The following is a 23,726-nucleotide window of genomic DNA, read 5'->3' on the forward strand; positions in this document are numbered from 1 at the left end:
CCTTATAATTACATTTTGATCGCATCAATATACATAAATTGATTTGATTCCTCGACCTTGCCGACCAGTGAAAAGCCAGCCTCGGAGATGGCCGAAAGTAGTTCGGGGCGTTTGTCTGCCCAGCGGGAAATGGGTTCGGCAATCTTTAGCAGTCCGCCGAAGCGCAATGCCCGATAGGCTTCCTTGAGATAGTCGGGATAGTTCAAGCCCATTAACGAGAGGGAGAAGACAGCCACATCCAGCGCGCCGTCCTCCACAGGGACATGCGTGATGTCACAGGCGAGCACGTTTTCGTTGATGGCAATGTGATCGAAGGAATAGACCTTGTTCGGGAGCAGGGACGCGAGTTTGGCTTCGCCGCAGCCGAAATCACCGATGACCCAATCGGGGCGTTTCTTCAGGGATTTGGCGATGCGTTCAAATGGAACTTCCGTCCATTCTTTGCGGGCTTCACGATAGAGGGTGTGATACAGGAACCATTCCTCGGGATTTTGATTCAGGCGTTCGTGCGTGGTGGAACTGTAGGCTGTGTTGAAACGGCTGTTCATCACAGACAGGTCGCCGAAGCGGCGTTGAATAATGGCCGCGGTATCTTTGGGCATCGGAACTTTTAATTGGGCGCGGTCAATGACCGCGATGCCGTCTTCTTCAATGCGCTGGATCCATGTTTGCAGGGCTTCGCGCGCTTTCTTGAACATCACTTCGGGCGAGGACAATTCGCCTTCGGGGATGACGCCGTCCATCGCGGCATCGGCGAGAGTCTTTTTGTATTGGATGCGGTTCATGCGCATCTTGTCCCATGACCAGATGTCGCCGTTGTGTTCGAGGACCACCTGCGGAACGATGACTTCCACTTTGTCGAAGGCCGAGCCCTGACGGTATAAGCGCCCGATGAGTTGTTCGTATTCGGCGTTCGTCCACGGCAGGCTGAGGATGATCATGCGGTTGCAGACGTATTGCAATCCGTCCACGCCTGTGCCGACGGGAACGGAACCGATCAACACATCCACTTTTCCTTTTTTGAATAACTCCAAACCGCTTTTGTCGTCGCCTGTGAACAAGCCGACCTTGAAACCCGCCGATCCGATCGCTTCGCGCAGCGGTGTGATCAATCCGCCGAGATAATGTGTGTAGATCAGCGTACCAGGCTTGAGCGCGGAAAGAAGCGTCTCCATCTTCGCGTCGAGCAGGACGCGTTCCAGGTCAAGGATCGCGCCTTTGCGGACCCTGGTCAGCTTGGGCAGGTATTCGTTGGCGGGGATCTCGATGAATTCCGTTTCGATGGTCTGCTTGTATTCGGGGCGGTAGCGGATGCCGTACAGGATCAACTTTTCGTGCATAGCGATGGCGTTGGGAATATTGCTGAAGGTTTCCAGTTCATCGAACGACACGCCGCGTACCAGTTCGAGCAGGGCTTTGGCTTCGTACAGGTTGTTGATGACCGGGGTTGCGCTCATGCCCAGCACGCGCAGGTCGGGATTCTTTTCGCTCGCGGAAGATAGCAAGCCGCTGACCACCTGCCGCCGTTTGCTGGTGACTTTGGGTGTGCGCTGTTTGACGCTTTGAATTTCATCCAGCACCACGAAATCTATTTTGTGCTTTTCGACCAGCTGCGCCACCATCGCGGCGGAGTCGGGCTGCTGGAATGTTTCGAAATTCAAAATGAGATAGGTGTGCCTCGACGGGTCAATGCTGACATCGCCGCGTTCCTTGATGTGGATCTTACTGTCTGGATAGGTTTCTTTGACGCGCTGCGCCCACGGCTCGACCGTGCTGTTGAAGGCGATGATGACCGTCAGGCGCGCGTCAATGACGCGGCTTGCCAGAATGGCGGAGAGGGTCTTGCCCGCGCCGACGCCTGACCAGTTACCGAGCCGCTTTTCAGATAGCACGCGATACGCCGCCAGTTTCTGCATGAGGTTGGGCTGCGCGATCTTCCCGCCCACACGGAAGTCATAGCCGCGCGGAATTTCCAGGCTTTGCGCGCTGTCATATTGCGAGAGGAATCGGCTGCGGATGGTCTCGAAATACACGCCCCCTTGTTCGCCGCGCAGTTCTTCAATGCTGACCGCGCCGCCGTTGTTGAGCGTATCCTGCCACAATCCGCTGATACGGTTGGCGACTAAAAATTCGATCGTCTCTTCATCCGAAGTGATGCCTGCCTGTACCAGTTCATCCACTGTTTTCAAGGCTTGCAGGGAACGCAGGGCGGGCAGTTCTTCAGTACCTTCGATTTCAACGATGTCTATTTCAGCGATCTGTTCTTCGGTGAGGTCTTCATCGAGCAGTTGATTCTCACGTTCAATCTCGGTGATGAGTTTTTCAAAGTCGGATTCAGGGTTGGGGGAGGAGCATAGGTCGCGGATACTTTTGATTAGCGAAGTTGTTGAATTTCTTACATCACGCGCCGATATTAACATTCCATTCTGGCGCATAATCGCATAAAGCTCAGCAGGATAAAGATCTCTTAAGATAAATCTGATGCCATTGAGAAAACTGAGAATAGCGTTCTTATTCCAGATATTGATTATTCCGAGCCAATCTCCTATTCCTGCCCAACCTTTATTTTTGTAAATCCGATATGGGTCTGCTGGTATATCGGCAGGCAAATCGCTACTTTTTGTCCAACTTTGCCAATCATTTATACTCTGTAGACCAAGACCTCGGACAAACTTCCTTGCTTCAGAAAATGGGCGATATTCTCTGTTCTGCGTAGCGATACGACCAGTTCCAAGCCAATCTCCCCAACTTACCCAGCCATTATTTTTATAAACCACATGAGGAGAAGTCGGAATATAGCTGGGACGCGCCTTACTTTTTACCCACTCCTTCCAAATAGATTGGTTCGATAGTTGGAGTTTATGTATATATGCCCGTGCTTCATTATATGAGCTATAAACCTTATTCTGTGTAGCAACACGATCTGTTCCTAACCAATCACCCCAGCTGACCCAACCTTTTTCTTTATAAACGCCTTCAGGATTGGCAGGAATATCGTCTGGACATAGGTTGCTTTTCACCCATAGTTTCCATTCTTCCCTATTATTTAATCCTAGGCCACGTATAAATGCCCGTGCTTGTTCAAATTCACGATATTTTCTACTTTGATTAGCAATATATCCTGTTCCAAGCCAATTACCCCAACCAGCCCAACCTTTTTCTTTATAAACAACGTTAGGATTGGACGGAATATCACTTGGACCTGATTCACTTTTTACCCACTTTGCCCAATCAGATTTCCTCATTAATCCTAAACCGTGTACAAATGCGCGGGCTTCAATAAACAAACGATAATCACGTTTTCTGTTTCGAGTCCCTAGCCAGTCGCCCCAACTTACCCAACCTTTATCTTTATAGATTCGGTGAGGGGTTACTGGAATATCAACCGGGCGTGCATTACTCTTAGACCACGAACTCCAGTCATCCCAGTTCTTTAGTCCAAGTTTGCGTACAAACGAGCGAGCCTCTATAAACGAGCGATAGCCACCTTTTCTATTCCGTGTTCCTAGCCAATCACCTAAACCAGCCCATCCTTTTCCTTGATAGACTTTGCGAGGGTTAGCAGGAATGTCATCTGGGCGTTCACCACCCTTTACCCAATTTTCCCACTCACTTTCATTTTGCAACCCAAGACTACGCACAAATGCACGCGCTTCTTCAAATGGACGCCAATTGTTTTTTGAGTTTTTTCTCATAGAATAATCTTGTCGATTTCTAAAAACAATTTCAGCTATGCAGCTCTCTTTCAAGATTTTGTATGTTGCTTCAATTACTATCTTTGCGTCTCCACGAAATGGTTCTATTAGATAGTGTCCAGAACTTAAAACCTCTATGCCTCTATTGTTTCCGCCTGATATGGATAATTGAGGATTGTCGTGCTCTAAAAGAGCATGAGCACGGTCATTTCTTGGGTCTAATATTTTGTCAACAAAATCAATTACAGATTTGCTCACGATATTTTTACACTCATTTTTGCATTTACCTAATGTCCATTTCCCTTTTGGCAATACCCCATTTGCTATTTCATATTCAAGTTTCAAGCATCTTTCAACAACTGCGCCACATACCAATATCGAGGCTTGGAATTCCCCATAAACATAACATTCTGTCGCTTCAAACCACATATACAGTATTGACCACCGCAAAGCGTCTTTTGGATTATCAGACGCGCGATTGCCAATTATCTTTGAGAAAACTTGCAAGGATTCTGCGCCACCGGATTGAGCAATTTCCGACAATTCTTTCAAATTTTCGATTTGACGATTCTTTCTCCATTCAAATCTTTCTTGATATTCTTTTTCGAAATCTGCTTTGTAAGTCATAATTCCTTCTATATGTATCTCTAATTACTCGTAGTATAAACCCATCCACGAAGAAGACCTGACAGGTTTCCGTAGAGCCAGGGTTAACAAGAATCATTGTCCGCGTATGGGGTAAGGTGTGCATAGGTCACGATGAACCTGTCAGGTCCGGGATTGGCATGAAAAAAGACCTCCGAGTCGTTGGGCGAAACACGGGAGGTCTTTTCTATTTGGCGTGAAGATACCAATAGATCGCTAAGAGTCAGCGTCTTTTGATTTTTCAGCTTCTTCCTTCAGGATCACTTCCCACCACAGCCCCATTCTGAGGAGCGTGTCACCGTGCTCGTAGGTGTGTTGGAATGTTTTGGTCACCACCATCGAGAGCGGCTTTTGACCCCAGAGCGTTTCGCGCGGCGCGTTCCAATCCACGGTGGTTAATTTATCAAGGAATTCGATCTGCTGCTGGCGCACACGCTGGAAATTCGAGACGATCGCTGCCTGTCCGCGCTCGGTGACTTTCGCCCAGGTCTCATCATCATCGGGCCATTCCTCTTCCAACGGACTCGGAATATCCAGCCATTGCAGCATGGAAGGAATGACGAGGCATCTTTCGTATTCGGTCACATGCCAGATATGGCGCACGGGCGACCATGTGCCGAGGTAGCCGGGGTCGGGCGGCAGTTGATCGTGCAAATGTGCGGGGATCTGAGCAAGCGCCCATTCGAAACCGTCCGCGCTGGCTTTGAGTTGGTAACGGAACCATGATACCCAGTCAGTCATTGTATTGCCCTCCGATGTTCATGTTGAATTGGGAAAATATTTTGGATAGTATAAACCCATCTACGAAGAATACCTGACAGGTTTCCGTAGAGCCAGGGTTAACAAAAATCATTGTCCGCGCATGGGGTATGGTGTGCATAGGTTACGATGAACCTGTCAGGTCTGGGGTTGGCAAATTTCATGGCATGGCGCGGCGCGGGTTTTCATCGTCATCGTCCCATTGCGCGGGGTTGGATCCGATGTAACGCCAGATGTTGTCCATTTCATGTTCGTTGCGGATGATGTGTTCGTAATAATTGCGTTGCCAAACGCCGGTGACATTATGTTCCTTGTTACTGCGATACGAAACGGCGGATTTATACGAACGGATGATCGCACCTAACGACCCTGGTTTGACATTGATTTTGTGTGCATTGCCATCATCGTCATCGTAGGGGCGCAGCATTGCTGCGCCCCTACCAATACCGGGATCATCCGCGCGAATCACAATCATTCCATGCATATGATTTGGCATGATTACGTGCACCCCCAATTCAACGAACGGGAAATGCTCGGGAATGGCGCGCCAACATTCATCGGCGATTTTCCCCAATTCATTCAATATCATTTCCCCGTTTTCGATCTTCCCAAACAAACATTCGCGCTGATGCGTCACGACCGTCACGAAATATGCGCCTGCCTGTGAATAATCATATCCCTGCAGGCGGATGGATTGCCTGTGATGTTTTTTCGGATCAAACGCCATGTCCGCATCCGTTTTATTTTGCGTCGCACAACCTGCGCCATTCATCAATGCTCAAGGTCTCAGCGCGGCGCATGTAATCTATGCCTGCTTTGGTGAGCATGGATTCGGATTCGGTCGTGGGGATGTGCAAACCAGAAGATAATGAATTACGCAATGTCTTTCGTTTTTGACTAAAACCCGCTTTGATGAGTTTGAAGAAGGTGTTGAGCAATGCATTCGGGATGAGCGGTTCGTCGTAGATGTCAATACGCAGAATGGCTGAGTCCACTTTGGGGACGGGGTGGAATGAGTCTGCGGGGATGATGGCGGCGATGCTGGGTTTGCCATAGACCTGCACGCTGAGCGCCAGCAGACTCAAGTCACCGGGTTTGGCGCAGATGCGTTCCGCGACTTCCTTTTGAATGGTCAATACCACGCGGCGGGGCTTGAGATCACTCTCCAATAAATGGCGGATGATGAGCGAGGTGATGTTGTACGGGATATTGGCGACCACCAGATAATTCGGCTGGTCAATGACCTGTGAGATGGACAGCTTGAGAATATCACCATGCACCACGCGCACGTTCTGATAAGGCGTGAGAACTGCCTTGAGCGGCGCGAGCATGTCCGGGTCCAGTTCGACCGCTGTCACCTGTTTGGCAGAGACAGCCAGATAGCGGGTGAGACTGCCGAGGCCGGGACCAATTTCCAGCACACAGTCATCCGCTTGCATCTCTGCGGCAAGGGCGATCTTTTCCAGCGCGGATGCATCCTGCAAAAAATTCTGCCCGAGGCTTTTATCGGCGTGCAGGTGAAAGCGTTTAAGAACTGCGGCGGCGTCGAGCGCGGGAATGGAGGCGAAGTTGTTCATTGACATACGATCTCGGTTTCTTCTTCGGTAAATGCGGAGGGGAGCGGCGGCACGGGCCAAGTGCCCGCCTGGAAGCGGCGGACGTAATCGCTCAGGACGGCGAAATCCACATCCCAGATAAAAACCCTTTTATCAAAGACGGGGTCAAGCACGCGGGTCTGCGCGAAGAGTTCCTGCGGGAAGCTGGCGAATTGAATATTTTGCGGCGGCAGTCTTGTGCCGAGGCAGGCAAGCTGACCGAGCTGGGCGGGCGTGAAATCGGTCAGGATGTTGTCGCGGAACGAGTCGATCAGGTCGGGGATCTGGGTCATCACTTTTGGATTGGTCAGTTTCTTGCGCAAGGCGCACAATACGATGTTCTGATTGTCGGCGCGGTCGAATGTTCCCTGCTGACGGTTGCGCGCCACCTTGAGCGCCTGGTCGCCGTTCAGGTGATTCTCGCCAACAGGCAGGCCGAAAAGTTTGGATGCGGCCTTATCGGGCACATTAATGTCGATCCCATCCACAGCATTGACCACATTGACGAAGGTGCGCATGTTGATCGAAACATAATGATCTGTTTTCACGCCAAAGTTCAAGTTGAGAGTCAGCGCCAGCAGTCCGGGGCCGCCGCTTGGATCCTCCCAATACCCAAAGCCGGGCTGACCATATAAATAGGCTTGATTTAATTTTTCATGGTCCTGGCCATCGAGATTATCGGAGATGTGAGGGATCTCCACCCACAGGTCACGCGGGAATTCGAGGATGGTCACTTTGGGCGTGACAAAGTCCACACGCACCAGACGGATGGCATCACCCAATCCATATTGATAGGAATCCGCCCGCGAGTCCGCGCCGATCACGACGATGTTCATCACGCTCTGACCGCCGCAAAAGGATTGCGGGGTGTTGGTGGGGAAGGAGATCGTTGGCACAAGTGTGACATCTCCATTTTGCACAACAATGCCTGGGTCGGGAGTCCACGTGGGCGGCAGGCTGATGGGCGTGTATGGGAGCGCAGGTCCAAGCGGCTGGTCTGCAAAGGACTGATACTGACGGAATGCGGTAAATCCTATCGCGCCGAGGAGCAGGGCAATGATGAGGGAAAGGATTGCGATGATGCTTTTTTGTGTGCGCGACATTTTACCCAAAGGGATGTTTCCGCAGAATTTTTTTTTGTTATTGCTCTACCGTACAAATGTCGTTGCGAGGAGGGATGCTCTTCCCGACGACGCAATCTCCTGTTTCAAAAAGTATTTCAGTTTCAAAGGAGGTTGCTTCACCGCCAAAGAACAAGAGCGCGGTTCGCAACGACATGATTGTTATTTCATAAAATATGGGATCTCCGCCGGGGCAGGCGCGAGAAAATAGACAGTGACCCAGCCGGAGATATTTCCCAATTCGCCGTCATTGTATCCGAGGTCGATCCATTTTGTGCGCGGCACGCCGAACGCCGATTCAATGATCGGTCCGCCGCCTGTGTCTCCGATGGTGCCGGTTCCGTACCCGGGGATATACACGCGCATCCCAGCCAGATAACTATAGATGGAATAGTCCACCGCCACGATGCCATAGCCTGCGCGCGCGCCGCTGGCGGTTCCGTAGGAGCATCCGCCTGTGCCAGAGGCGCAGGGTGAATATACGGTTGCGTACATCTCCACCGCGGTCCAATATTCGCTGGGATTATTTCCTCCGACCGGCGAGAGCACGATCTTCTCTCCGCTTTGCACAATGCGCTTCTGAGGTTCGCGCATCACAGTTTCATCTTCCTGGACACGGCTGACCTCGATCCCGTTTTCATATCGCACCCGCGTGCGGGTCATCGCGAGTCCCTCCAGACCGGGCTGGATCGTTTCCTTTTCACCGAAAGGCACATCTGGAGATGTGACTACCTCTTCAGTAAATGGGATCGGCTTCAACGCGACTTCGATCGTTTCGTGGATGCGCACCACGTTGATCTGACTGCCATCTGTGGGCGGCGCTTCGCTCTCTGCGGGGAAGCTGGTGTCTGCGCCCATGAGCGGGATCCCAGCCTCGGCAAGGGCATCGCCAACCGTCCCTGCGGCAGAGCGGACTCTTATCTCACGATCACCGATGAGGATGGATAGTTCGCGCGCGGGTGTGTAGTTGATCGTCAGGTCTTGTGTAATCGGGGTTTCGGCAGGCGGGTTGATCAGATCATTCTTGGTTAGAGCATATCCCGCATCCGCTAAAGCCTGTCCCACCGTGAACGCAGAGGTTTGAATGGTTTGTTGTTCCTGCGGTGTGACAAGGGTCAATGTCACTGCGCGGCGGATCTGTAATTGGATTTGTTCTGTTTCAGGGATGGTCTGGTCGATCGGAACGGAGACGCCGTTCAACAGAACACGGTCATTGGGTTGGATCGTGATTCCATTTTGCGTCAGCAGGAGTAGCGGCACACGTTCCGCCGAATTGACGATCTGCACCTGTCCGTTTTCAATGATCGAAATTGTAGAAGATTTATCTGGCTGACATGCGATCAAGAAGAATGTCAACGAAAAAGCCAGCCATCGAAATATTTTCATGGATGGAATTATAAACTACGCCTTACTCCTTGCAATTTTCGTCTTCGCAGGCACACTCCAGTCCATTGGCTTTATCGAAGGATTCACGACCTTCCTTGTAAGAGAAGTAGATCAATCCCAGCGCGCCGATGCTGTCTATGAACCCAAAGCCTGTTAATTCATAGATCAAGCTGGAAGCCAGAAGCACCAGCGACATGTATATGCAGACCATTGTGCAATTGGCATCCGCAAGGATCGGCATGGAATTGAGCGCGCGCCCGACTTTGCGTTTGCCCATCACCAGCGCCCACATGACCGCAATGGACACCGCGGAAATGATCAGCCCTGGAAGGGTTGTTTCAGGTTTATGGGCAACAAATAAATTGTAGATGGCGGTTGCTCCAAGCCCAATAGCCAACAGATAAAATGCCGTGCCTGTGACTCGCAATGCTGTGACTTCGAATTTTGTTCGTGACGTATCAGGATTCTGTCGAATGCGGAGGATCATGGCAAGAATCCCCAGCCCGGACATGACCTCGATAAACGAATCCACGCCGAATCCAAAAAGGGTCAAGGCTTCATCGCTGATGCCGAAGAAGATCGAGATCAATCCTTCCGCGACATTATAAAAAACAGTAAAGAGCGCCAGCCATAAGGCGAATTGCCAGTAATTTGCTTGTTCGGTTTTCTGAGAGAGGGTGGTCATGGGTATTCTCCTATGCGTTCGAAATTCAGTGTAATCAATCTATCGGGAAAAAGGAAGTCAAAAATTAAGATCCTGTAAATTGACTGTCGTGACCAAATGAGAATCATTTACAATGGGGCTATGCACAAACCATTGATCACCAGTTTAAGTAATCCGCTTATCAAACAGGCGCGCGCTTTGCGCCAAAAGAAGGCGCGCGTTGAAAGCGGATTATTCCTTGTGGAAGGCATCCATCATGTTGGCGAAGTTGTCGAAGCGGGCTGGGATGTCGAGACGATCTTGTATGCCTCTGGCTTGTTGACCAGTCCATTCGCGCATGACCTGATCTCGCGCCTCAACTTCCAGCCCCAGCCTGTTACAGCGCAAGTGATGGAGTCCCTGGCGGACAAGGAAAATCCCCAGGGAATTCTTGCCATTGTCCGCCAGAAGAAAACACAATTCAAAGACCTGAAACCCATTCGGCACGCTGTGGCGTTGGTGGCTTCGCAAGACCCGGGCAATGTTGGGACAGTCTTACGCAGCATGGACGCGGTCGGGGCGGATGCGCTCTTCATGCTCGATGGCGGCGTGGAGCTGTATCATCCCACCGTCATCCGCGCCAGCATGGGAACTTTATTCTGGAAGCCGGTCATTCAAACATCTTTCGATGAATTTATCAAATGGGCGCGTCAGGAAAAGCATCAACTCATCGGCACCTCTGCCAAAGCGGATTCGGATTACCGCGCATTGATCCCGCGCGAACCGTGGAGTTTGGTATTGGGCAACGAACAAAAAGGATTGTCGCCCGAACAAACTGCCGCCTGTGATGTGACCGTCTCACTTCCGATGCACGGACGCGTAAGCTCATTGAACCTCGCAGTCGCGGCGGGCGTGTTGTTGTATCAGTTTTCGAAATAATATATCTCTTGCATAAGAGGCATTACCAGACACCTCCTTCGCATCGCGTCGCGAACCGAAGCCGATGGCCGGTGCCAAGGGAGCACACAGAGTCGTTTGAGAAGAACCTTTAAAACTCTGTTTTTCTCTGTGGCAAAATTGGATGAATCAAAACAGCCCGCTCGCAAAGAGCAGGCTGTTTTTGCAGGATCATTTTTCAGTTAGGCGATGCGGCTAGAACTCGTCTTCTTCGTCATCGTTCAGCCAGTCATCGTCTTCTTCATCGCCTTCTTCTTCGTCCCAGTCTTCTGTTTCCTCTTCCTCGTCCCAGTCGTCAGCTTTCTTGGCGACACCGTCGGTGGCGGAGTAGGTATTACATCCAGTATCTGGATCCAATTCAACGGCGGCGGCGGAACAATATCCTTCGTCCACGAACACGCAATCTATGTAGTGACACTTAATACGGGGCATTATTTGCTTCCTCCTAAGATTGGGGTTGTCTGATTAGGCGCATGACAGCAATAATGAAAATTATGGTCATTGCCACCTGTGATGTAACACAAAATGGGCAGATCGCCCTCAGATACGCGATCTCAACATAAATAAGCCAGACGGTGAACAGGAACCCTGTCAGCGCCATGCCAAAGATCAAGAGCGTACCGTTCTTTTTGAAGAAATTGTTCCGAGTCTCAAAATACAGCACCGCAAGAATTGCCACATATCCCAAGACGCCGATCGCCGCCACGGGAATTCCATTCACTTCAGAATAACGGCTGGCATTCACCGTCGAGCAGTCCCCTGAACCCAGGCACATCGAATCGTTGGATGTGACTTTGTAAATGGTCATGTAAATTGAAACCAGTATACCCAACACCACGAGCACGACCGAAATACGATACAACCATTTATCCATGTTTCCTCATAATAAGATGGCCTCAACTTCCTGACCAACAGGCACGCATTTTACACCAGCGGGGATAATTAGTAAAGCATCCGCCTGAACGAGAGAGAGCAGGTTTCCCGAGCCTTGCGGCCCGGTCAATGTTGCGAAGTGGACCCCGTTTTCATCGCGTATTCTGGCGCGCAGATAACTCTCGCGTCCATCAGACTCGATCTCCTCGTCGCATCTTACTTTAACTGTGCGCCTGTTTCCATCCAATTGGCCGCTCAGCTTTTCGAGTGTGGGGCGCACAAAAACCTCCAGTCCCACGAACGCGGAAACAGGATTGCCCGGCAAGCCAATGAACGGCGTGCCGTGATATTCTCCAAAAACAACCGGCTTGCCGGGACGCATGTTCACGCGCCAGAAATCCAGCCTGCCATTCGACTCGATCACTTCTTTGATAAAGTCAAACGCGCCCACGCTCACCCCCGCGGAGGTGACGATCAGGTCCACATTTTGCGCCACCGCTTGCTGCAGCAAGCCTTCCACAGATGAGCGTGTATCTTTTGCCACACCCAAACGGATCACTTCGGCCCCTGCCTGTTGCATGAGTGCGGCCAGCGCGTAGGAATTTGAGTCATGGATCTTGCCTGCGGTCAATACCGCATCCACTTCAACCAGTTCATCACCGGAAGAAAGCAGTGCCACGCGCGGTTTCTTATGCACCTTCACATTTGCAAATCCCAGCATCGCCAGCAGGCCAAGATCCTGCGGCTTGAGTTTGCGGCCTTTTTGCAAGACCACGTCGCCTGCGTGCAGGTCAACCCCGCGTGCGCGGACATTATCTCCTTGCATTATATTTTTTGTGAAAGAAACGGTTTTGGGCGCGGAAGTTCCAGCTTCACGCGAGTTGAAATCTGTATCTTCCACGGGAATGACGGCATCAGCGCCGTCCGGCAATTGTGCGCCGGTCATGATCCGCGCGGCTTGGCCTCGCGTGAGGGCCACCATCGGTACCGAGCCAGCCGGAATGTCTGCAACCACGCTGAGGGTTAAGAGCGAAGCGTCTGCGGATCGCACGGCAAACCCATCCATGGATGAATTGTCAAAGAGGGGGAGGTCATGCGGTGCAGGCACATCCGCCGCAAGAATGCGATTGGCGCAATCATTCAACGGAAGGGTTTCTTCTTCGGCGGCTTGAAAACAGGAGAGGATGCGCTCGCGCGCTTCAGTGACTGATAACATGGCTTGAGGCGGCGGATTATACCGCAATCACTTTGAGACGGAACCTGAAAATTTAGCCCGGATTTGTTCGGTGCGCTTCCATTACATTGGGCAGGTTTTCGATACGGGTCAGGATCCGGCTGAGTTGTGTGAGATCTTTTACTTCTATGACGAGTCGCAGGTCAGCAATGCTGCGGTTGGTGTTTACGGCCACGTCGGCAATATTGATGCTTTCATCAGCCAGCAGGTTCGAAATGTCGTTTACCAATCCCTGACGGTCGTAGGCTTTTATTTTTATCGGCACTGGATAGGTGCGTTCAATATGCCCCCAGCTGACTTGAAGCAAACGTTCGCGGTCTTTGGTCTGCAGGATGTTCGGGCAATCCTGACGGTGAATGGTTGCTCCGCGTCCGCGTGTTACGAATCCGATGATCGGTTCGCCCGGCATGGGGTTACAGCAGCGGCCCATGGTGGTGAGCATGCCTTTTAGCCCAACCACTTCGATGGCGTTTGTTGATGTGGCCGGAGAATGTGTTGGGCTTATCTCGAAGATATCAAGGACTTCTTCCTGCTGTGAGAATTGCTTGATGATTTTACTGACAGGAAGATCGCCGTTACCCAGTTCGATGAACATTTCATCCGGCGTTTTGTAATTAAGCTCGCGCGCCATTTTTTCAAAGTTGATATCTTTGAGGCCGAGTCTTTGCAGTTCTTTTTCAAGCGTATCGCGGCCCTGCTGCAGGTTCTGTTCATCTTCCTGTTTCTTGAACCAGACCTTGATCTTGGAACGCGCGCGTTGGGTTTTGACCAGCCCAAGATTCACGTTTAACCAATCGCGGCTGGGACCGCCACGCTTGGCTGTCAGGATCTCGACCTGATCACCGGTCTTGAGTTCCTGGTACAACGGGACAAGTTTTCCATTAATACGCGCGCCGCGACAACAATGGCCAATATCCGTGTGGACATGATAGGCAAAGTCAATGGGGGTGGACCCGGCCGGCAGGTCAATGGCATCACCACGCGGCGTGAAGATGTACACACGGTCTTGAAATACATCGGTGTGCATCGACTCTACGAATTCAGCTGCGTCGCGCACATCGGGTCCCCATTCCATCATCGATCGCAGGGAATTGATATGCTGCTCGTAATTTTTATCCGACTGTTTGGTGCCTTCCTTGTAGCGCCAGTGCGCGGCAATGCCGTACTCCGCGTTGAGGTGCATGTCGTGGGTGCGGATCTGTACTTCGAGCGGACGCCGGTCCTCATAGATCACAGCCGTGTGCAGGGATTGATAGAAATTATCCTTGGGCGCCGCGATGTAATCGTCGAATTCATCTTTGATCGGACGCCAGGAAGTGTGGATAATGCCGAGCGCCGCGTAACAGGATGGAATATCCGGTACGATCAATCGGACTGCGCGCACATCCCGCACCATGTCGAAGGGCTTATCCTTCTTCTGCATTTTCTTGTAAATGGAATAAATGTGTTTGGGGCGGCCGCTGATCTCGGCCTTGATGTTGTTCTGAGCAAGCAGTTGTACGAGGTTTTCTTTAATGGTTTCGAGTTGGGATTCGCGGTCGGGTCTTTTCTCGGTCAGCAGTTCTGCGATCTCTCTATATTTAGTGGGATTGACATAGCGGAAGGCCAGGTCTTCGAGTTCCCATTTGATCTGCCAGATGCCGAGTCGATTCGCAACCGGGCAAAAAATATCGAGCGTTTCCTGGGCGATTCGTTTGCGCTTATGTTCTGGCGCATAGCTGAGCGTGCGCATATTGTGCAGGCGGTCGGCCAGTTTGATGAACATGACTCGCACGTCCTTGCCCATGGCGAGGAATGTTTTGCGCAGGGTCTCCGAGACGATGTCTTCCTTGCGCCCAAGCAGTGCGGGGGCGATCGGTATTTCCTCAGCTCCCTGTTTATCATCATCATTACCGGCGTGCTGATCTCCGCGTGAGACGCGCGGAAGGTGTGTTAACTTGGTGACGCCGTCCACGAGGGATGTGATGGTCTCGCCAAAGTCACGGCGGATATCTGCGAGAGTGACGCTCGTGTCTTCCACTGTGTCATGCAGAAGACCGGCCGCGATCACCTCCGGCGGTACTCTAAGCTCGGCCAAAATGCTGGCAACTGAGAGACAATGATTTATATAAGGTTCACCGGAATGCCGTGTTTGTTCGCGATGCGCCTCCTCCGCCACTCGATAGGCGCGCATGATCAAATCCCGGTCAGTGCCGATGTATTTTTCCGGTAATTGTTCGAGAAGTTTTTCGAGTGGAATGGCGGAGTTGGTTGATTTCATGGTGGCTTATTTTACCGCTTGTTGTGAAAATAAATAAATTAGCCGCAGAGTCATCGAGTTATTGGAAACTCCATGTGCTCTGCGGCCGGGGATATTCGAGATAATCTCTACATCGTCTTCAGCAAAGCCTGGCGGCTGTTCCGCAGGCGGTCTGCGATGATCTCTGCGATGCGCTGTATGACTTTAAATCCAGATTCGGGATTTGCTTCGAGTAATTTCATGAATGGACTCGCAGGGATGATCATCAGCGTTGAATCCTCGTCACATTCAGCGCTGGAGGTGTAGTGGTTCGGCGCAACGATTCCAGACCATCCAAAACTTTGATATGGCATCGAGACGAAAGAGACCGTGATACTTTCAGGTCTCGAGGTAAGCTTCACACGCAGGGCAACGCTGCCGTTAAGCAGAAAATGTAGTTTGTCCGCTCTTTCGCCTTCACGAAAGACGAATTCTCCCTGCTTGACAGAGACTTCTTCTGAGAGCGCGGCGATCTCTGTCAGCAGTGACTCGGGGAGTCCTTTGAACAGCTCAAATCGGGAAAGTATTTCGTTAGTGATCATGTTAAGTCTCCTGTGGCTGGATTTTTTATCGGGTGGCGAATTTTATTTGGACGGAGGCAGGTATGGGGGAGCCTGATCCGCTTATTTTAGGTTGTCTTTGATCTCATCCCGCAGGTCGATCGAGTTGCCCAGGATCAATCCGAAGATGATCAAGATGGCTGTGACAGCAAGACTGGTGATAAAAGTGTAAGGAGAGATCCAAAAAGTTGGTAGAATCAGGATGATGAGCACGCCAATGATGAGCGCGTAGAACGGGTATTTGATCACATGGGGAATGTCGCTCCACGCTTTTGAAAAAGAGAAAGGTTTTCTCATCCGTTTTTCTTTGACCGAGCTTGTATGCTGAAAGGTGCGCTGTTTGGTCAACGGGTCGCGGTCGGTCAGTTGTTTCTCGCGGAGTCGTTTTAGTCGTTCAGCTTCCTGGTCGGGCATGAGATGAGGATCTCCTTTGTGCTTATAATTGTACAGGATTTTATATAAGATGAACATCACGAATAATGTCACAAGATTTTTGGATGCCCGCAAGGTGCAATACGCGGCGCATCAAATGCCCGCCGAAAAGCTTGGCGCGGTCGAAGCCGCCCAGTACATGGGCGTTCCCCCTGAACAGGTTTTTAAGACGATCGTGGTTGTGCGCGAAAAGAAGAAACCGATCCTGGCGGTTGTGCCCGGTCCGCGGGTGGTGGATTTGAAATTGCTGGCTGCTTTCCTAAATGAGAAGAAAGTACATTTACCGACGGAGCGTGAAGCGGAGCAGTTAACAGGGCTTCAAGCGGGCGGAATTTCTCCGCTGGCGCTGATCAACAAGGGATTTCAGGTGGTTGTTGATTCCGTGGCGCATGAATACGGAAAAATTTATATTTCAGGCGGTCAGCGTGGATTGGATATTCAATTGGCGGTTGAGGATCTGCTTAAGTTGACGAATGGGCGGGTGGGGGCCATCAGCAAGGAAAATTAATTAGTATGACGTGAAATCCCCAATATATATTTTATTTACCCAAAGCGAGTACCGACCCTGGGAGTAGATCCCAAGAGTGATCTGTGCCTTGAATTGCTGGAACACGTTGTCACAATTTTCTTTGGGGTCTATCAGGCTGTATATTTCAATAAAGACATTGTAACTATCATCGGGCGGGTTGACTTTGACGCGTAGTTCATTACACACGTTTGGCATGGAACCTAAAATACTCAATTCGGTTCGCACCGGATCAAGATCGGTACGCTCTAAAAGATCCAGAGATGTCAGGATCACGCCGGCTTGTTGTTTATCCAAATCGCCCGCTTGTGGTGCGTAAGGATTTTCTTCCGATCTGAGCACCAGTGGTGCGCTTGTTGTGGTGGAAGGCACAAGGGTGGGTTGCGCCACGCAGGCACTTAATAGCAGGGCGAGGAATAATAAGATAGATCGCTTCATTTTTACTTTAACGCGTATTCAACCGCGCTAATTGCGTGAATGGAGGTGGTTGGAAAAAGCGGTACGCTGCTATCTTCCTGACCGACGAGCAATTCGATCTCAGTACATCCGAGGATAATTCCCTGCGCGCCTTCGGTAATGAGCCTTTCCATGATGCGCCTGTATTCCGCGCGTGATTTTTCCACGATCTTCCCCTGCACCAGTTCTTCGTAGATCACGCGATGGACGATGGCGCGGTCAGGTTCGAATGGAGTGAGCACATCCAACCCAAAATTCTCTATCAGGCGCCCTTTATAAAAATCATGTTCCATTGTAAAGCGTGTGCCGAGCAGTCCTATCTTTTTTATTCCTGCCGAGACGATCTTTTCAGCGGTCGCATCGGCAATATGCAAAAATGGAATATTCACGCTGGCGATGATCTGGTCCGCCAGTTTGTGCATTGTGTTTGTGCACAGAACGATAAAATCAGCGCCGCCGCGTTCAAGACCTTGAGCGCATTTGACAAGTATCTGCGCGGCTTCATCCCACTTTCCTTCGTGCTGTAATTTTTCGATCTCGGCAAAATCAACCGTGACCATTAAACTTTTTGCAGAGTGCAGACCGCCGAGTTTATCTTTTGCAGTCTCATTGATGATGCGGTAATACTCAATCGATGATTCCCAGCTCATCCCGCCGATCAACCCGATGGTTTTCATGAATTCTCCCTGTTGGACAGGAACTGCTCGAATAAATGCGGCGCGGAGATGTAAAGCCCGCGTCCGCTCACGGCGACGGTTGAATCTGCGAGTTTGATTTCACCTGTCGTGTGGATTTTCCGCTCATCCACCTGAGTGATGCGGGCTTCGAGAGTCAGCGGTTGATTGAGCGGAAGCGGCTTGCGATAATTTACTTCCAGATTGGCTGCCAATACTTTATGTCCCGCCGCCCAAACGCATAAGCCCATGGCTTCATCCAATACTGCCGCGGATGCGCCACCGTGCGAATGTCCGGGCGGACCTTGATGCGTTTGGTTCAGGGTGAACTCAGAGGTCAGCACACCATCATCGTCCACGAACATGGTGATACCAATACTATGCGGGTTGTCAGTCCCACAAACGAAACACCAGCCGTGGTAGGGGATCTGTCGTTTCATATATTTTTACCCGCCGCTTTCTTTGCGGATCGCATATAGATTTGTGCCATGACCTCAGAACCCAGAGCGGCGAGACCGCTTTTGCCTGCCAGCACGATCAGTTTGTTGATAAATCCAGGAATACAAAAAAGCCTATTCTTTTCCAAGGCCCTCAACGAAGTTTTTACAACATTCTCGGAGGTCATCCATAATATCTTTGGGACGGATGCATAGGTATTGGTCTTTGAGTAATCAGGACGTTTATGAAAATCACTATAAGTAAAACCTGGTACGAGAGTTTGAACTTTTACACCTGTGTTCTTTAATTCGTAGGATAAAGCCTGGGTAAATGAATTTAAGAATGACTTGGTTCCTGAATAGACCGCGTTGCCAGCCAGCGGCAGGAATGCCGTGATGGATGAAACATTGATGATCGCTCCCTGTTTTGCTTGTATCATGGCAGGTAATACAGCGGAAGTTAATCGCATGGCCGCTGTCACGTGGACAGAGATCATCTCCATGTATTTCTCAGAGGGCTTGTTCGCAAAGAGACCGCGCGCGCCAAAGCCCGCGTTGTTGATCAGCAGAGTAATGGACGGATGCGCTTTGATCCAGGTTTCAACTTTGCTGATACCGTCTTCTGTCGCCAGGTCCGCTACAATGACATCCACGCTGATTTTATATCTTTGTTGTAACTCCGCGGCGATGGAGTCCAGCCTTTCCTTGCGCCGCCCGGTAATGCACAGGTCAATTCCCTGTTCTGCCAGTTGACGCGCAAACGCCTCTCCGATTCCGCTGGATGCCCCGCTGATCAATGCAAGTTTATTTGACATGCCCGCTCCGACTCTTAAGATTTGTTCAATTGTAACTTGGGTTTCCCAATCCAACTTGTATCGTGCTAGAATCCACAAATGATGATCCGCGTCAAACTGATCGCCAACTATCGTGAAGCCCTGCCTCCCGAAGCAAAGCACGGTGTGGTGGAACTCGATGTTCCCGATGGGACAACGGTCTATCAGGCGATTTCACGTTTTGACATTCCACTTAATGATGAAAGTGTGATTGTCTTAAACGGCATTACTGTGGATATGAATACCCCGCTCAAAGAAGGCGATATGGTCACGGCTTTTTCCGCGATCGCTGGCGGTTGATTTATACTCTGGTGGTCGAGTAGCCTGAGGCGACAGCCGAAGGCATATCGAGACCGCCATGTAAGATAAATACTTTTAGTTACAGGTGGTTTCGACTGCTTGCGTCTCAACCACCGCATAAGGAGAACTCCCATGTACGGCTGGCACCTAAAAATCCTACGAGTAAACCTCACCACCAAAAAAGTAACCCAGGAAGATGTTGACCCGAAGATCGCGCGCGATTATCTCGGCGGGCGCGGATGGGCGATCCATTATCTGTATAAGGAAATGGATCCGATGGCTGATCCGCTTTCACCGGAGAATAAATTGATCTTCGCCACTGGCCCGCTGACAGCGACTCCTGCGCCGACTGGGAATCGCTACATGGTCGTGACCAAGTCTCCGCTGACGGGGGCGCTGGCGCACTCCAATTCGGGCGGCGAATTCCCAACCTGGATGAAACGCACGGGATTCGACATGTACATCTTTGAGGGGAAGTCGTCCGAGCCGGTATATCTCTTTGTAAACGAGGACCAGATCGAGGTCAGGTCTGCGGCGCATGTTTGGGGGAAGGATACGCATGAGACCACGGATATCCTAAAGGCAGAAACATCCGCTGATGCGAGAGTCGCGTGTATTGGCCCTGCGGGTGAGAACCTCGCATTGATGGCAGCGATCATGAATGACAAGCATCGCGCGGCGGCTCGTTCTGGAGTCGGCGCGGTGATGGGCAGTAAGAATCTTAAGGCGGTCGTGGCGATGGGAAATAAAAACCCGCCGCTGTTTGACCCCGAAGGAATGCGCGCGTTGAGCGTGGACACATCCAAGAATGTAGGCGCGGATGTGAAGAAGGGTTCGAACATGCGCATTTACGGAACGTCGTATGTGCCGCAAGTGACGAACACGCTCGGCATTTTACCGACGCGGAATTTTTTGCAGGGCACGTTTGAGCATGTGAATAACATTGATGGCGACGCGCTCAAGAATCAATATTTGATCCGTCACACGCCTTGTTATCGCTGTCCGCTTTCGTGCGGACGTTTGACCGAAGTACCCGATGGAAAATATAAAGGCAAGGGCGAAGGCCCTGAGTATGAAACGATTTCGTCGCTGGGAACGGGCTGCGGAGTGAGCGACCTCGCCGCGCTGCTCAAGGCGAATTATCTGTGCAACGAATACGGCATGGACACCATCACAACCGGCATGACGATTGCCGCAGCGATGGAAATGTACGAGAAGGGATATATTTCTGAAGAGATCATTGGGATGCCGTTGAAATTTGGCGACCATGATGCGATGATCGCAATGATCAAGTTGATGGCATATCGTGAAGGTTTTGGAAATGATCTCGCGATGGGCAGCTATCGCCTCGCGGAAAAATATGGTCATCCTGAAATTGCAGTCACCACACGCAAGCAGGAATTCCCCGGCTATGATCCGCGCGGATCACAGGGCATGGGCTTGCTGTATGCCACATCCAATAAAGGCGCGTCACACATGGAAGGTGACGTTGCTTATGAAGAAGTCTTCGGCGTGCCTGTGAAAGAGAATCCGCTCACCACCGAAGGCAAGCCTGAACTCGTCAAGCATTTTGAAGATTCATTCGCGTTGATGGACAGCTCTGGTCTGTGCGTCTTCGTCGCTATTCGTTATGCGTTCAACAAGGATCGTATGATCCTGCCAGAGCGTCTTGCCGAGATGATGAACTTGTCTACGGGCGCGAATTACACTCCTCAAGAAGCATTGAAAGCTGCCGAACGTGTGTATAACCTGGAGCGCATGTTCCTGCTCAAGGCTGGCTCAACTGAGGATACGCTTCCACACCGCATGTTGCACGAGCCGTTGCCCGACGGTCCCGCTAAAGGCATGGTTGTTGAACTCGATAAGATGCTGCCAGAATTCTACAAGCTCCGCGGCTGGGATGAGAAGGGTGTGCCGACCAAAGAGAAATTGGAGGAGTTGGGATTGCCACTTAATTAAAGAGAAGCGGACGCTCATCGCGTCCGCTTCTTTCTTAAGGGGTGGTTGATTCGGTTTTCTGAAGCATTACTTACAATTTGAGTTTATTCATGCTTCCTTCTGCGTCCAAAAATGTATACAAATCCCACAAGAAGCAAGATTGTAATAATTTGCGAACTATCTATAGTTCTGATTATGGCAGGAAAATAGCTTAATTCCAAAGTTGGAAGATTGTTTAAATACGCTATATCCTCAGAATTGTTTGGAGACACTAATGTACGAGAGCAGAGACTTGTCAGTAAATACTTTTCAGGGTCTCCATAGGCATGGCTTGCATAAACCAAATAATAATTTCCAATTTCAAAAGGATAACCAGAAGAATTTCCAGTGTAATATCCTGTGCGAATCATAACACTTGAAGTTTCAACGCCTTTCCAGGACCTATCTACTTCAAAAACAATTCTGCGTCCAAGGAAAAGTCTGTGATAAAAATCTGCTGGATGAAATCCAATTGACATTAAAGTTCTTGTAATACCGTCCATCCATAAGCCGTTTACACCTGAGATATATACAACCGTGCCAGAAAACACGGCAGCGTTGTTACTGAACTCTGTTTCAGGATCGCCTGGTTCTACACATGATGCATTAACCGCCTGTATGTTAAAACATAAAACGGCTATGACAGAAAATATAAGTATGAAACGAGTGCCTTTTAATAATGATTTGGTGTAACTCATTGCACTCCTTTCGTTGGCTTCATAAAGATTATACCCGTCACGTTCACGAAGAGAGCTTGGGCGTTATATAAATTACACAAGCTCAAACCGCTGTTCTCGGCGTCGTCGTTCTGCGGGTAAATTTCGCCGGAGATGGCGAAGGGAGCAAAAGCCAAAGAATCTTTGATATGATGTGAGTTATGACTGAATCTGAATCACAAATCTTATGCAAATCCTGCGGGTTGTGCTGCTCGGGTCATCTTTTTGCGTGGGTGAGGCTGAATGCCTCCGAGCTAAGCCCCGCAGAATCGCTCGGTTTGAAAGTGATCCGAAATGATCCGCGTCAGCGCGGCTTTACCCAGCCTTGTCCGCTTTGGAATGGGATGTGTACGGTGTATGTCTCTGCGGACTACCCGCGCACTTGTAAAACGTATAAGTGCATTGTGCTGCGAAGGCTGCTGGATGATGATATTTCATTGCCTGATGCATTAACGATCATTCGGGATACGCTGGATTTGATCCGCGAGATCGAGCCGCTTTTGCCTGCTTCATCCGTGCCCAGTTTCCGTGAGCAGTTGATCACTCATAAGGAGTTTTTGGAATCAAAAGCGGGGGAACAGGAAGAAGTTGATGCTGAGTTTTTACGCAAAACCGAAGAATTGTTGATTTACTACGAAGACCAATTCGGTGTGGATGATTTTATCGACTTCGAAAAGTAGGCGCGGCAATCTCTACTGGCTTTTTTTATCCCACCAATTCAAAATTCGCAGCGCCCTGAGTGTATTCCACCTGCTGGGTTGACCTGCTTTCTCCAGATCAAAATATTTTAATCCAGACATGCCGCTGTTCATCGGCCAAGTCCCATCTTTCTTTTGCTTCGTCAGCAGAAGCTCAATCGCATCTGACATGCGTTCATCGCGTGGAGCGTCACAACTACGGAAATAATCCAGTGCGCGGATGAAGTCGTATTTCCAGCGGGGAGGGAAGGGCATCGCGGTCATCTTCGTGTCGAAGATTTTTCCTGTGCGGTGCGATTTATACAAACGATGTGCCAGCAGGAATTCACGTCCACGGGCGCGGACTTGGCTGATCGACTTTTTCTTTTCTGGGAAAAGACATTCATACTCGAATAAACCTTCAAGCACTGAGATCGTTGTATGAAAGGATGCGTGGGTTGCGCCTTTGTAGGACTCGCAATTCCAACCGCCATCGGGCATTTGCTGACCGATCAAATATGAAGCAATGGAATGAATATATTCATCTGGATATCGAAAATATGCGAGCAGGGCGAGGATCATCCCAGTGACACAAGTTTCGCTGTATTTCAAGGAATACGAAAAGAAGTTGATTCCGCCGTCGGTGTATTTGCCTTCATCTAGAAAAATTTTGCAAGCCTGTTTCGCCTGTGGATGATTCGTCTGCAACCCGAGCAGGCGCAGGGTCAACATGGTATAGGTTGTGGATATCCACTTCGGGCCGTAGATCCCGCCGCCCCAGGTTCCGCTTGAGTCTTGCAAATCCAGAAGTCTTGCGCCCCAGCCTTCCTTTGCGATCTTTTTGCGCTCCGGTTCATATTTTGTTGGGGAGGAATTCAATAAGTCCCGCTGGACCTGCCAGCGAATGGACGGGTCGCCTTCAAGTAACCAGGATATTATTTCAGGATGCATA

At 50.4% G+C, this 23,726-nt stretch carries 24 protein-coding genes; 5 read left to right on the forward strand and 19 right to left on the reverse strand.

Features of this window, described 5'->3' with window-relative positions; all coding sequences use genetic code 11:
- Positions 1-8: 8 nt before the first annotated feature.
- The 7 genes from IPL17_RS14690 to IPL17_RS14720 all read right to left on the reverse strand — a co-directional run bounded on the left by IPL17_RS14690 (position 9) and on the right by IPL17_RS14720 (position 9,886).
- Positions 9-2,420, reverse strand: coding sequence for a helicase-related protein (locus IPL17_RS14690; RefSeq protein WP_345307830.1), 2,412 nt, complete (start codon positions 2,418-2,420; stop codon positions 9-11).
- Positions 2,421-4,556: 2,136 nt separating this feature from the next.
- Positions 4,557-5,081: a DinB family protein gene (locus tag IPL17_RS14695; protein ID WP_345307831.1), complete on the reverse strand. Its 525-nt coding sequence runs from the start codon at positions 5,079-5,081 to the stop codon at positions 4,557-4,559.
- A gap of 178 nt (positions 5,082-5,259) precedes the next feature.
- Positions 5,260-5,826, reverse strand: a complete 567-nt coding sequence (locus tag IPL17_RS14700) for a transposase (RefSeq protein WP_345307832.1) — start codon at positions 5,824-5,826, stop codon at positions 5,260-5,262.
- Positions 5,827-5,839: 13 nt separating this feature from the next.
- The gene (rsmA, locus tag IPL17_RS14705; RefSeq protein ID WP_345307833.1) at positions 5,840-6,676 is read right to left on the reverse strand and encodes a 16S rRNA (adenine(1518)-N(6)/adenine(1519)-N(6))-dimethyltransferase RsmA; all 837 of its coding nucleotides are present in this window, start codon (positions 6,674-6,676) and stop codon (positions 5,840-5,842) included.
- Positions 6,673-7,797 (reverse strand): LCP family protein, encoded by a 1,125-nt coding sequence (locus IPL17_RS14710; RefSeq protein ID WP_345307834.1) that lies wholly within the window; start codon positions 7,795-7,797, stop codon positions 6,673-6,675. The genes rsmA and IPL17_RS14710 overlap by 4 nt, the downstream gene beginning before the upstream one ends.
- Positions 7,798-7,977: 180 nt before the next feature.
- Positions 7,978-9,201: a ubiquitin-like domain-containing protein gene (locus IPL17_RS14715; protein WP_345307835.1), complete on the reverse strand. Its 1,224-nt coding sequence runs from the start codon at positions 9,199-9,201 to the stop codon at positions 7,978-7,980.
- Positions 9,202-9,223: 22 nt separating this feature from the next.
- Complete coding sequence (locus tag IPL17_RS14720; protein ID WP_345307836.1) at positions 9,224-9,886, reverse strand: cation transporter; 663 nt, start codon at positions 9,884-9,886, stop codon at positions 9,224-9,226.
- 96 nt (positions 9,887-9,982) lie between these two features.
- Between IPL17_RS14720 and IPL17_RS14725 the strand changes: the two genes are divergently transcribed.
- Positions 9,983-10,783, forward strand: a complete 801-nt coding sequence (locus IPL17_RS14725) for an RNA methyltransferase (RefSeq protein WP_345307837.1) — start codon at positions 9,983-9,985, stop codon at positions 10,781-10,783.
- Positions 10,784-10,996: 213 nt separating this feature from the next.
- On the opposite strand, the gene IPL17_RS14730 is transcribed toward IPL17_RS14725, so the two are convergent.
- The 6 genes from IPL17_RS14730 to IPL17_RS14755 all read right to left on the reverse strand — a co-directional run bounded on the left by IPL17_RS14730 (position 10,997) and on the right by IPL17_RS14755 (position 16,160).
- Entirely contained in the window at positions 10,997-11,233 is a 237-nt protein-coding gene (locus IPL17_RS14730; protein WP_345307838.1) for a hypothetical protein, read from the reverse strand.
- A 13-nt stretch (positions 11,234-11,246) separates the two neighbouring features.
- Positions 11,247-11,675, reverse strand: a complete 429-nt coding sequence (locus IPL17_RS14735) for a vitamin K epoxide reductase family protein (RefSeq protein ID WP_345307839.1) — start codon at positions 11,673-11,675, stop codon at positions 11,247-11,249.
- Positions 11,676-11,681: 6 nt separating this feature from the next.
- Positions 11,682-12,890 (reverse strand): gephyrin-like molybdotransferase Glp, encoded by a 1,209-nt coding sequence (gene glp, locus IPL17_RS14740; protein WP_345307840.1) that lies wholly within the window; start codon positions 12,888-12,890, stop codon positions 11,682-11,684.
- A gap of 52 nt (positions 12,891-12,942) precedes the next feature.
- On the reverse strand, positions 12,943-15,168 hold the full coding sequence (locus IPL17_RS14745) for a bifunctional (p)ppGpp synthetase/guanosine-3',5'-bis(diphosphate) 3'-pyrophosphohydrolase (protein ID WP_345307841.1): 2,226 nt from the start codon (positions 15,166-15,168) through the stop codon (positions 12,943-12,945).
- Between the two features lie 107 nt (positions 15,169-15,275).
- Positions 15,276-15,728 (reverse strand): cyclic nucleotide-binding domain-containing protein, encoded by a 453-nt coding sequence (locus tag IPL17_RS14750; protein ID WP_345307842.1) that lies wholly within the window; start codon positions 15,726-15,728, stop codon positions 15,276-15,278.
- Between the two features lie 81 nt (positions 15,729-15,809).
- Positions 15,810-16,160: a hypothetical protein gene (locus tag IPL17_RS14755; RefSeq protein WP_345307843.1), complete on the reverse strand. Its 351-nt coding sequence runs from the start codon at positions 16,158-16,160 to the stop codon at positions 15,810-15,812.
- Between the two features lie 49 nt (positions 16,161-16,209).
- Here IPL17_RS14755 and IPL17_RS14760 point away from each other — a divergent pair, with 49 nt between their 5' ends.
- On the forward strand, positions 16,210-16,686 hold the full coding sequence (locus IPL17_RS14760) for an aminoacyl-tRNA deacylase (RefSeq protein ID WP_345307844.1): 477 nt from the start codon (positions 16,210-16,212) through the stop codon (positions 16,684-16,686).
- Here IPL17_RS14760 and IPL17_RS14765 read toward each other — a convergent pair whose 3' ends face one another.
- The 4 genes from IPL17_RS14765 to IPL17_RS14780 are packed head-to-tail and all read right to left on the reverse strand — an operon-like array spanning position 16,687 to position 19,086.
- The gene (locus IPL17_RS14765) at positions 16,687-17,142 is read right to left on the reverse strand and encodes a hypothetical protein (protein ID WP_345307845.1); all 456 of its coding nucleotides are present in this window, start codon (positions 17,140-17,142) and stop codon (positions 16,687-16,689) included.
- Positions 17,143-17,144: 2 nt separating this feature from the next.
- Complete coding sequence (locus IPL17_RS14770; RefSeq protein WP_345307846.1) at positions 17,145-17,837, reverse strand: aspartate/glutamate racemase family protein; 693 nt, start codon at positions 17,835-17,837, stop codon at positions 17,145-17,147.
- Positions 17,834-18,274, reverse strand: coding sequence for a PaaI family thioesterase (locus IPL17_RS14775; RefSeq protein ID WP_345307847.1), 441 nt, complete (start codon positions 18,272-18,274; stop codon positions 17,834-17,836). The genes IPL17_RS14770 and IPL17_RS14775 overlap by 4 nt, the downstream gene beginning before the upstream one ends.
- Positions 18,271-19,086 carry an SDR family oxidoreductase gene (locus tag IPL17_RS14780; protein WP_345307848.1) on the reverse strand — a complete coding sequence of 272 codons (816 nt, stop codon included), beginning with the start codon at positions 19,084-19,086 and terminating at the stop codon, positions 18,271-18,273. The genes IPL17_RS14775 and IPL17_RS14780 overlap by 4 nt, the downstream gene beginning before the upstream one ends.
- Before the next feature lie 78 nt (positions 19,087-19,164).
- Between IPL17_RS14780 and IPL17_RS14785 the strand changes: the two genes are divergently transcribed.
- Together IPL17_RS14785 and IPL17_RS14790 are read left to right on the forward strand one after the other, a co-directional pair.
- Positions 19,165-19,404, forward strand: a complete 240-nt coding sequence (locus IPL17_RS14785) for a MoaD/ThiS family protein (RefSeq protein WP_345307849.1) — start codon at positions 19,165-19,167, stop codon at positions 19,402-19,404.
- Positions 19,405-19,536: 132 nt separating this feature from the next.
- Complete coding sequence (locus IPL17_RS14790) at positions 19,537-21,363, forward strand: aldehyde ferredoxin oxidoreductase family protein (protein ID WP_345307850.1); 1,827 nt, start codon at positions 19,537-19,539, stop codon at positions 21,361-21,363.
- A gap of 83 nt (positions 21,364-21,446) precedes the next feature.
- Here IPL17_RS14790 and IPL17_RS14795 read toward each other — a convergent pair whose 3' ends face one another.
- The gene (locus IPL17_RS14795) at positions 21,447-22,079 is read right to left on the reverse strand and encodes a hypothetical protein (protein WP_345307851.1); all 633 of its coding nucleotides are present in this window, start codon (positions 22,077-22,079) and stop codon (positions 21,447-21,449) included.
- A gap of 179 nt (positions 22,080-22,258) precedes the next feature.
- Between IPL17_RS14795 and IPL17_RS14800 the strand changes: the two genes are divergently transcribed.
- Positions 22,259-22,777, forward strand: coding sequence for a hypothetical protein (locus IPL17_RS14800; RefSeq protein ID WP_345307852.1), 519 nt, complete (start codon positions 22,259-22,261; stop codon positions 22,775-22,777).
- Positions 22,778-22,789: 12 nt separating this feature from the next.
- On the opposite strand, the gene IPL17_RS14805 is transcribed toward IPL17_RS14800, so the two are convergent.
- Positions 22,790-23,725 (reverse strand): hypothetical protein, encoded by a 936-nt coding sequence (locus IPL17_RS14805; RefSeq protein WP_345307853.1) that lies wholly within the window; start codon positions 23,723-23,725, stop codon positions 22,790-22,792.
- Between the last annotated feature and the right edge of the window lies 1 nt (position 23,726).

It is taken from the genome of Candidatus Villigracilis saccharophilus (assembly GCF_016711665.1).